The organism is Candidatus Krumholzibacteriia bacterium (genome assembly GCA_029865265.1).
GTDB lineage: Bacteria > Krumholzibacteriota > Krumholzibacteriia > WVZY01 > JAKEHA01 > JAKEHA01.
The window spans coordinates 58,613-68,514 of the sequence record JAOUHG010000005.1 but is presented as its reverse complement, the minus strand read 5'-3'; the positions used below and the strand labels follow the sequence as shown (position 1 = coordinate 68,514).

At 66.7% G+C, this 9,902-nt stretch carries 8 protein-coding genes and 2 tRNA genes; all 10 read right to left on the bottom strand.

The features are described 5' to 3' along the window. Position 1 precedes the first annotated feature (1 nt). Positions 2-799 carry an SDR family oxidoreductase gene (locus tag OEX18_03930; protein ID MDH4336409.1) on the bottom strand — a complete coding sequence of 266 codons (798 nt, stop codon included), beginning with the start codon at positions 797-799 and terminating at the stop codon, positions 2-4. 23 nt (positions 800-822) lie between these two features. Beyond that, on the bottom strand, positions 823-3,117 hold the full coding sequence (locus OEX18_03925) for a bifunctional salicylyl-CoA 5-hydroxylase/oxidoreductase (protein MDH4336408.1): 2,295 nt from the start codon (positions 3,115-3,117) through the stop codon (positions 823-825). Between the two features lie 57 nt (positions 3,118-3,174). After that, a complete protein-coding gene (locus OEX18_03920; GenBank protein MDH4336407.1) occupies positions 3,175-4,542 on the bottom strand; it encodes an alkaline phosphatase family protein in 1,368 nt (455 codons plus the stop codon). Positions 4,543-4,565: 23 nt separating this feature from the next. Then, a tRNA-Cys gene (locus OEX18_03915) sits at positions 4,566-4,640 on the bottom strand. Positions 4,641-4,695: 55 nt separating this feature from the next. Next, positions 4,696-4,770: transfer RNA gene (locus tag OEX18_03910), tRNA-Gly, on the bottom strand. Positions 4,771-4,856: 86 nt separating this feature from the next. After that, positions 4,857-5,387 carry an SPOR domain-containing protein gene (locus tag OEX18_03905; GenBank protein MDH4336406.1) on the bottom strand — a complete coding sequence of 177 codons (531 nt, stop codon included), beginning with the start codon at positions 5,385-5,387 and terminating at the stop codon, positions 4,857-4,859. Positions 5,388-5,439: 52 nt separating this feature from the next. Then, positions 5,440-6,585 (bottom strand): glycosyltransferase family 4 protein, encoded by a 1,146-nt coding sequence (locus OEX18_03900; protein ID MDH4336405.1) that lies wholly within the window; start codon positions 6,583-6,585, stop codon positions 5,440-5,442. Positions 6,586-6,671: 86 nt separating this feature from the next. Next, entirely contained in the window at positions 6,672-7,691 is a 1,020-nt protein-coding gene (locus tag OEX18_03895; protein ID MDH4336404.1) for a radical SAM protein, read from the bottom strand. Between the two features lies 1 nt (position 7,692). Beyond that, positions 7,693-8,823, bottom strand: coding sequence for a glycosyltransferase (locus OEX18_03890; protein ID MDH4336403.1), 1,131 nt, complete (start codon positions 8,821-8,823; stop codon positions 7,693-7,695). 11 nt (positions 8,824-8,834) lie between these two features. Continuing rightward, positions 8,835-9,881, bottom strand: a complete 1,047-nt coding sequence (locus OEX18_03885; GenBank protein MDH4336402.1) for a Gfo/Idh/MocA family oxidoreductase — start codon at positions 9,879-9,881, stop codon at positions 8,835-8,837. Positions 9,882-9,902 lie beyond the last annotated feature (21 nt).

The window sequence follows — 9,902 nt, the reverse complement described above, 5'->3', positions numbered from 1 at the left end:
GTTAGAGAATGCTCCCGCCGTCGACAACGAGGGTCTGTCCGGTAATGGACTTCTGGTCCGGCTCGCACAGCCACGCCACCGCACCGGCAACCTCGCCGGGCTCGATGAGGCGGCCCTGCGGGTTGGACCGCTCGTAGACGGCACGAATCTCGTCCGCGCTCCTGCCGGTACGCGCGGATGCCCGCTCCACCGATTCGGCCAGCAGTTCCGTGTCGGTATAGCCAGGACACACCGCGTTCACGGTGACTCCGTCGCGCGCGGTTTCCATGGCCAGCGCACGGGTAAATCCCACCAGTGCGTGCTTGGCGGCGACGTAGGCACTCACGTACCGGTAGCCGGTGAGGCCCGCCGTGCTGGCCACGTTGACGATCCGCCCCGTGCCCTTAGCAAGCATGGCGGGCAGTACCCCGCGCGTGCAGAATACCGCCGCCATCAGGTTGACGTCGAGCATGCCCCGCCACACCGTGGTGGCGGTGTCCAGGAACGCACCCGATTCGGCCGCGCCCGCGTTGTTGACCAGTCCATAGGGTTCACCCAGCGCCGCGCGCGCGGACTCGATGGCCGCAGCAGCGCCCCTCTCCACCGTCAGGTCCGCGATCACCGTCGCGTGGCGCCCCCCCGCCGCCGGCGCGGGCAGCGTTTCCGCCACCGCCCGCAGGCGCGATTCGTCGCGACCGATGAGCGTCAGCGCGGCACCACGCTGCGCGAGCGCCTGTGCCACCGCGGCACCGATACCACGCGAGCCACCGGTCACCACCAGGTGACGTCCCGCCAGCGGTAGATCGATGTTGTGCGTCATGGTCTCCCTGCCTCCGCCACGCTTCAGATAGGTTCGGCGGGCGCCTCGCGCGCACGCCGCATGAGTGTTTCCAGCTGACGCCGGCCCGTGTCGTATTGCTCGGGCCAACGCACGTCTTCATAGCCCGTCTGCGCCGCCGCGCGCAACGTCCACATGGGATCCCACAGATGGGGCCGCGCCAGCAGGCACAGGTCCGCGCGCCCCGCCGCGATGATGCTGTTGGCGTGATCCGGCTCGTAGATGTTGCCCACCGCCAGCGTCGCCATCCCCGTCTCGAGGCGGATTCGCTCCGCGAACGGAACCTGGAACATGCGGCCGTAGACCGGCTTCTGGTCCGGCGTCACCTGCCCCGCCGACACGTCGATGAAATCCGCACCGCGCGCGCGCACCATGCGCGCGATGGCAACGCTGTCCTCGATGCCGATGCCCCCCTCCACCCAGTCCGTCGCCGATACGCGCACCCCCAGCGGCCGCTCCCGCGGCCACACCGCCCGCACCGCGGCCAGGACTTCCAGCGGAAAGCGCATGCGGTTCTCCAGCGAACCGCCGTAGGCATCCGCGCGCCGGTTCGTCAGCGGCGAAATGAAACTCGACAGCAGATAGCCGTGCGCGCAGTGCAGCTCCAGCGCGTCGAAGCCGGCACCGATCGCGCGCTGCGTGGCCGCCACGAAATCCCTGACCACGTTGTCCATGTCGTCGCGGGTCATCTCGCGCGGCACCGCGTGCGCCGCCGTCCACGGAATAGCGGACGGCGCCATGATGGGCCAGTTCCCCGACGCGAGCGGGATCTCCCCGCCCTCCCACGGCACGCGCGTGGACGCCTTGCGCCCGGCGTGGCCCAGCTGCAGCGCGACGCGCGCGTCGCTCCGGCGGTGGATGAAATCCACGATGCGCCGGTACGCGTCGGCATGGGCCTGCGCGTACATGCCCGCGCACCCGGGGGTGATGCGTCCTTCCGGCGAGACACACGTCATCTCGGTGAAGATGAGCCCCGCGCCTCCCAACGCGCGTGAACCGAGGTGCACCAGGTGAAAATCGTTCACGGTGCCATCGATCGCGCTGTACATGGCCATGGGCGAACACGCGATGCGGTTGACCAGTTCCATCTCCCCCACCCGGAACGGGAGGAACATGGGCGGGACCGCCTGCGAGCGCCGGCCATCGGTCGCCCTCGCGCAGAGCCAGGACTCGAATGCGGCAAGGTAGCCGGGGTCGCGCGCGCGCAGGCTCTCGTGGCTCACGCGCTGGCTGCGCGTGATGAGGCTGTAGGCGAACTGCTCGGGTTCCAGGTTGGCCTTCAGTCCCACCTCCTCGAACCACTCGGTGCTGTTGCGCGCCGCGTTCTGGAGCCGCAGCACTTCCACGCGTCGTTCCGACTCGTACGCTTCCAGTGCCTCCCGCTGATTGCCATCCGCCTTGACGTGCTCCGCCAGCGAGATCGCGCTCTCCATGGCGAGCTTGGTGCCGGACCCTACCGAGAAGTGGGCCGTGGCCGCGGAGTCCCCCAGCAGGACGATGTTGCCGTGGTGCCACTTCTCGCAACTGACGCGGGAGAAGTTGAGCCACACCGCCGACCCGCGCAGGTGCGCGGCGTTCGAAACCAGGCGCTCTTCGCCGAGATGGCTCGCGAACAGGCGCTCGCAGAAGGCGATCCCCTCCTGGGTCGACATGCGGTCGAGACCGTCCGCGCGCCAGGTCTCCTCCGTGCACTCCACGATGAACGTGCTCAATCCCTCTCCGAATGGGTAGCAGTGCGCCTGGTACCACCCGGCAGGCGTTTCCTCGAAGTAGAAGGTGAACGCATCGAATGCCTTGCGCGTCCCCAGCCACACGTACTTGCAGCGCCGGACGTCTACGTCGGGCTTGAAGTGCGCCGCGTATTCCGCTCGTATTGCGCTATTTACGCCATCGGCCGCAACCACGAGGCCGGCCTCGGGGATGCCGGAGGGGCGGATTTCCTCACCAAAGCGGACGTCCACGCCGAGCGCCTCGGCCCGCTCCACCAGGATGTCCAGCAGCGCCTGGCGCGAGATGCCACAGAAGCCGTGTCCGCCCGAGCGGATCACGCGGCCGCGGTAGAAGACGTCGATATCATCCCAGTGCACGAAGCGGTCGGTGATGCTGCGGTAGGTGTCCGCATCCGCCTCGCGGAAGCGGCCCAGTGTGCCGTCGGAGAACACCACCCCCCAGCCGAAGGTGCTGCCACGCGGATTGCGCTCCAGCACCCTGACCGGGCGCTGCGGGTCGCGCAGCTTCATCTGGATGGAGAAATACAGGCCGGCGGGACCGCCGCCGATGACGAGGATGGGAGACGACATGGTGGGTGATTCTCGCAAATCCCGGCCGCGGCGCAAACCCCCAGTTTCACGGCCGGGTCAATTGATGTAGCCGAGTGACTTGAGCTGCTCCAGGCGCTCCGCCTGGTCGGCGGCTTCCTTCATCCGGTCCCTGCGCGCCGCCTCCCATGCACGATCGTCATGCGTCTTCACGCTGCGGATGGGAAACTGCTCCAGGAACGCGGGCGAAATCACGACCTGCATCGCCTGTCCGTCGAAGTCCTCCCCCACCGGGATACCCTTGAGCGCGAGCAGTGTGGGTAAAACGTCGTAGGCGCGGCCAATGGGACGCAGGGGATCGAGTGGCGGTGGCGTCGCCGCACGGGTGATGTTGGCGCCGGCCGCGACGAAGACCCCGGGCGGCGCGTCGAGGTGGTTGCCCGAGAGGCGAAAGCCCGGCTCGTCGTCCGGATCGAACTCGCGGTCGGGATTGACCACGTGCATGCCGTGGTCGGATATCACGAACACCGTCACATCGGCCGGGACGCGGGAGAGCACCTCGCCGATCACCCGGTCGACGTGAACATAATAGTCGTCCAGCACGCTGCCGAACGCCTCCACCTCTTCCGCCATCGGCGGGTGCCAGAATTCCTCCGGGTGCGCGTAACGCCAGAAGCGATGCCCCGCGACATCCGGCCCGCTGAGGTAGAGCGCGAACACGTCCGGCGGCGGCGCGTCCTCGAGCAGGCGCACGGCGATGCGCGTGTATACCGCGTCGGCACGAAACGCCCACAGCGACTGATCCCACACCAGTTTCGTGAACTCGGTCCGGGCCTGCGGGACACCCCCGAATATGGCGGTGACCACCGAATCCATGGAGCGGTCCGTCGCTGCCAGCAGTCCCATGACTTCGGGCGTGAGGTCGGGCGGATACACCTGGTCGTCCACCCCCTCGAGCAGCGTTCCCTTCCACAGTGCATTCTCCGAGTGCTCCATGGCCCCGGTGGTGTTCGTCTGCGCGACGATCACCCCGTTCACCGCCTCGGCCGGATAGGTCATCCACCACCCGATAACGTCGACGGTCTTGCCGTACTCGGAGAGGATGTTCCAGAACGCCTTCGTCTTGCGATGCCCGCTGGTGTACGAGCGATAGTCGTCGGCACCGGGGCCCACACGATAGACAAAGTGCGGAATGCCGTGCTTGTCCGGGTTCTTGCCGGTGGCGATGGAGGTCCAGATGGCGGGCGAATACGTGGGCACCATCGACTCGAGATAACCGTAGGTGCCCCGCTGCATGAGCCCGGCGATCGCGGGCATGCGCCCGGCGTCGATGAGCGGTTTCATAAGGCCCCACTCCAGGCCGTCGATGGCGAAGAGCAGGATGGGGGGTGTTGGGGGGGGCGGCTTCCTGTCACCGCCGCCCGCGCAGGCGAGCGCCAGCGCGGCGGCCACGGCCAGCACGCGCATCGGTAGTCTCGCCTGGGTGTGCATGGAGGCGGCACCCGGATTCGAACCGGGGATAACGGTTTTGCAGACCGTCGCCTTAGCCACTTGGCTATGCCGCCCCCGAAAGAGAAGCCGGCCTGAGAGCGGCCGGACATTCACGGTTGGAAAGAAAAATGGAGCGGGAAACGGGATTCGAACCCGCGACATCCACCTTGGCAAGGTGGAGCTCTACCACTGAGCTATTCCCGCTCCGTAAGTCGTTTGCGTCCAGCCATTATAGCCACGAATCGCGCCTTGTCAACTCCCCGCCGGAAGCGGCTCCCGCGGGCCGCGTGTCAGGGGGTGCGGGGAACGCGCACCCGGGCCGGAACGATCCACGCATCCGGATAATAGTGACTGCGGAAGGTCTTCAGGGCCGCCTCGGCGGCCGGCCGCCCCTGGTAGTCACCCACGCGGACCTTGTACATCCCCGCCTCCAGGTCGGTATAGGCGGAGAGCCCGAGCCGCTGCTCCGCCACGCTCGCCGCGTTCTCCGCCACCTCCCGGTCCGCGGATGCGAACACCTGGATGCGGAATCCGTCGGTGGTACTGTCAGCCGGCGCGACCGCCATCAGAGTGTCCGGCGGGGGTGGCACCTCCGCCTCGCTGACCTCGATCGCGTCCCCCGACAGGGGCATCTCCTCGACATCCGCTTCCACCGGGGCGGCATCGGCGCCCGCCGGCGGAACGGTTCCCTCGGTGCGGAAGTCGTACGGCTTCGACGCAGTGGCCCGCTCCGGCGTCGCGGACTTGTGACGGGGCTGCGACGCGCAGGCGCAGAGCACCGCTGCCACCATCACAAGCTGCAGACCGATTCTCGATCTCATGCGCGTCACCATATCACCGCGCGCGCGTCTCCGGAAAGAGAAACCGCCCGGCTCAGCCCCTGCCCTCCATGAGACGGTAGTAATAGGCCTCGACCTGATCCGCCACCAGATCCCAGTTGTAGACGCTCTGACAGCGCCGCCGGGCATCGGCGGAGAGCGCCGCACGGCCGGGGTCGTCCGCCACCAGGTCCTCGATGGTCTGCAGGAGCGCATTTACGTCCCCGCAGCGGAAATATCGCGCCGCCTCCCCACCCACCTCCACGTTCTCCGGGATGTCGCTCAAGATGAGCGGACGGGCGTGCGCCATGGCCTCGCACACCGTGATCGGCAGACCTTCCACCCGCGACGCAAGACAGTAGATGAGGCAATGCGCGTAGAGTTCCTCCAGTTCCTCCCCGAAGACGTCCCCGGTGAACAGCACGCGGTCGCTGGCCAGGTTCTCGAGCATCCGGCCGTACGCGGTCTTCGGCGTTTCCGAGCCCACGATCACCAGGTGCTTGGGCCGGTGCGACTGCGTGAAGGCCTCGATGAGCGTATGCAGGTCGCGGTCGGGGATGATCCTCCCCACGGTGAGCAGGTAGCCCCCGGGGGTGAGACCGCGCCGTTCGAGCGCGCCGGTGCCGGGCGTTCGCACGGGCATGGTTGCACCGTTGGGGATCCAGGTGGCTTCCACGCCGTGCTCGCTCTGGATGTAGCGCTGCATCAGGCGCGAAACCGCGATCACGCCGTCGCTGTGCCGGGCTCCGATATGCTCCCCGCGCTTGAGGAATGCTTTGGCACGCGTGCCCCACTTGAGTTGGCGCCAGTCGAGGGCATGAAAGGTTGACACCACCCGCCGCCCGCCCAGCCCGGCCACCGGCGCGAAGGCCGACGGACCGATGCCGTGCAGGTGGACAATGTCGGAGGAATGCACGAACGCAGACTCCGCCGCACACAGGAACGTGTGCGAGGCGGCGTCGAGGTGCTTGCTGTTGATGCTGGGGCGGAAGGCGAGTTCCACGCCTCGGTAGGAGCCGCCGGCGGTGCCGTCGCGCGGCCGCAGGCGTGAGCGGCAATAGGCGCGCACGCGGTGCCCGCGCGCCGCCAGGCGCACGGCCACGTTCTCCACGTGCGTCTCCACGCCGCCGTAGCGCGCGGGGAGGCCCTTCTGCCCGATCATCGCGATGCGAAGCGGACGCATGCCGGTGCGCCTTGTCATGCGACGAACCCGGCGGGGGGCGCCGGAAACGAGAATCTGCCAGTGTCGAGTACTGCCACGGACGACCGGCCGGTACTGCGCCGGCCCTACCGCGACACGTGGGAGCGGAACTTCTCGCGCATGATCCAGCCCGCGGCGCGCGGAAGGTTCTTCTTGAGCGACGAGCGCGCCGTGCAGATCATCCAGCACTGCTCGCAACCGTCGATCTCATGGCGCACCACATCGGCCTGTCCCGATTCCCACACGTCTTCGAACGATCGCCCCTTGAGGTCGCCCATTGGCGACGGAATCGTCAGGCACGGATACACGATGCCTTCCGGGGCGAGATAGAAGAAATCGATACCCGCGCGGCACTCCAGAATGCGCCGCTTCTCCTGGTTGAACACCAGGGTTCCGTTCTCGAAGTAGGCGCGCAGCCAGCGCTTGGGGTGATAGCTGCGCAGCTCCTCCTTCATCACGTAACCCAGCGCGTCATACAGCGTCTGCGAGGAAACGTCCTGGTTGACCTGGGTTGAGAAGTAGATATCCGAATTCTGCGCGACAGCGGTCGTGAACTGCACACCCATCTCGTTCGCAAAATCGTACACGCGGCGCATCTCGTGGATGTTCTCGTTCATGGCGGTAAAGCCGATGCGGATGTTCTCGAAACCCCGCTCCCTCAACTGGCGCAGCGTGGCGGTGGCGTTCTCCCACGCGTGGGCGACGCCGCGGATGCGGTTGTGCGTGTCACCGAAACCGTCCAGGGAAACACCGATGCCGATATTGGGAATGGTGCGGCGCAGTTCCTCCATGGCGGAGACGATCATCTCGGTACGGAATCCGTTGGTGGAGATGACGATGCGCGGGTCGCCACACTTCTCGTGGATCACCTTGACGATGTCCACCACGTCCTTGCGCATAAACGCCTCCCCGCCCGAGACGTTGATGTCCTTGAGCGACGAGGGGATCTTGGCGTAGTCGTCGATGGAGAGGAACTCCTGCGGCTTGAGCTGCCAGATGTTGCACATCTCGCAGCGTGCGTCGCAGCGGTAGGTGAGCGCAATGATGGCGTCGGTCGGATAGCCGACCGCGCCGTTTCCGTTGGAATGAATGGATTCCCGACTCATCTCAGCGTCTCACCAGATCCTCGAACAGTGTTTCATAACCCAATGCGGTGCGCTCTATCGCGAAGCGCCTGCGCACCCATTCACGTCCCCGCGCCCCCATTTCCCGGGCCCGCGCCGGGTTCTCCAGAATATGCTTCAGCCGTTCGGCCAGCGCCATCTCATCCGCGGGCGGAATCAGATGACCGCTGTCGCCGTCCCGCACCAGTTCGGCAACCGAACCGACATCGCTTGCCACCACCGGGATTCCCACCGCCATCGCCTCGATGACCGCCAGCGGCAGGGTCTCAACCACGCCCCGCGAGGGCAGCACCGCCACGTCCGCGGCATGCAGCAATCGCGCCACGTCCGTGCGCAGCCCCAGGAAGCGAACCGAATCCTGGATTCCCAGCAAGTTCGCCGCGTCCTCCAGGGCATCGCGTCGCTCGCCGTCACCAGCGAGCATCACGGTGGTCTCGACGCCGTCGTCGCGCAGCCGCCTCGTCGCCGCCAGCAACGCCTCGTGCGCCTTCTCGGGTCGCATGGCCGCAACCATGAGCACCACCCGCTCTTCGTCACCCAGCCCCAGCCCCGCGCGCGCCTCTGCGCGCCTGGCTCCGTCCACCGGCGGGTACGCGTCCAGATCGATTCCGTTCTCGATCACGCGGACAATGGAAAAAGGCAGGCCCTCGCGCAGTTGCAGGTAGCGCGCGTGGGTGCGGGACACCGCCACCACCCGGCCGGTGAAATCCATCAGCATCCGGTCCACCGGCCCGAACACACCGCGCTTCCCGACCAGCCCGGTCGCGTGCGACGCGACGACCATCGCCTTCGCGCCACTCGCCAGCCCGGCGAGCCGTCCGAGGGTCATGGCGTTGTGGTGGTCGAGGCAGAACACCACGTCGGGGCGATAGCGCCGAAACAGGCGCGCGAGGCGGATGAGCGCCATCGGCTCTCCGCTGCGGTCCAGCAGGCGCTCGATGGCGACGAAACCGTCGCCGATGAGCTCGCGGCCCACCACGCCGGCCTCGCGAAGAAAGAACAGCTCGCTCCCGAAGCGGGCCGGATCGAGGCGCCGCAGCACGTCGGCGGTCACCCGTTCCGCGCCCCCGACCCCGAGGGTCGAGGCCACCAGCGCCACACGGATGCGCCCCACCTCCACCGCGGTCAGGATGGGTCTTTCCCCGGGACGGCGCCAGCGACGGGTTCCACGTCGATCATGCGCCCGTTGTCGCGCAACGACGCCATGGCGGCGTCGAGCACGCGTACCACTTCCAGCCCGTGCAGACCGGAACTCCGCGCCGTTTTCGAAGCCTGCACGCAGTCCACGAAGTGCTGGCACGCCACCTTGAGCGGCTCGGCGTCGTCCAGCTTGGGAATCAGAATGTCGCCGTAGCGGTACGAGAGATGAAACTCGCCAAACGTGTCGTAATGTGGCGTCACCGTCACGCCCTTATCGTAGATACGTATCTTCTCGAGTGCGCTCACATCGTCGTAAACCAGCATCTTGCGGCTGCCCACAACAGTGGTAGAGCGCAGCTTGTTGGGGTTGAGCCAGCTCACGTGAACGTGCGCCAGCACCCGGTTCGGGTAGCGCAGGGTAAGAAACGCCACGTCTTCGACGTTGCGGCGGATGTACGAACCCGCCTGGGTCGACACCGACTCGGGCATACCCCCCAGCACATAATTCAATATCGACACGTCGTGCGGCGCCAGATCCCAGATGACATTGATATTCTCCTGGAAGATACCAAGGTTCACGCGCGTGGTGCTGATATAGAGGATGTCCCCCAGCTCACCCGAATCAATCACTTCTTTGATCTTGTTGACGGCGGCGGTGTAGACGAAGGTGTGTCCCACCAACAGCACCCGCTTTTGCCGCGCCGCCTCCTCCACCATGGACGCGCCCTCGGCCGGTGAGATGGCGAGCGGCTTCTCCACGAAGACATGCTTGCCCGCCCGCAGGGCCTCCAGGCTTATCGGACAGTGGGTTTCCGGCGGTGTGGCAACCACCACCGCGTCTATGTCACCGCGCGTGACCACCTGCCGGTAGTCGAGGGTTGTCTCGATCCCGGGGTAGAGCGTGCGCATGTGGGCGAGACGTTTCTCGTCCAGATCAGCGCACACCACGACCTGGGTGTCTTTCAGGTGGGAAAAATTCCGAATGAGGTTGGGGCCCCAATAGCCGCAACCGATAACACCAATGCGTAGCAAAGCGGTACTCCTCTTGCTGAA

Coding starts and splice junctions, on each gene's coding strand:
- OEX18_03900 (MDH4336405.1), bottom strand. CDS start 6,585: ATGACAAGGCGCACCGGCATGCGTCCGCTTCGCATCGCGATGATCGGG.
- OEX18_03920 (MDH4336407.1), bottom strand. CDS start 4,542: ATGCGCGTGCTGGCCGTGGCCGCCGCGCTGGCGCTCGCCTGCGCGGGC.
- OEX18_03925 (MDH4336408.1), bottom strand. CDS start 3,117: ATGTCGTCTCCCATCCTCGTCATCGGCGGCGGTCCCGCCGGCCTGTAT.
- OEX18_03930 (MDH4336409.1), bottom strand. CDS start 799: ATGACGCACAACATCGATCTACCGCTGGCGGGACGTCACCTGGTGGTG.
- OEX18_03905 (MDH4336406.1), bottom strand. CDS start 5,387: ATGAGATCGAGAATCGGTCTGCAGCTTGTGATGGTGGCAGCGGTGCTC.
- OEX18_03895 (MDH4336404.1), bottom strand. CDS start 7,691: ATGAGTCGGGAATCCATTCATTCCAACGGAAACGGCGCGGTCGGCTAT.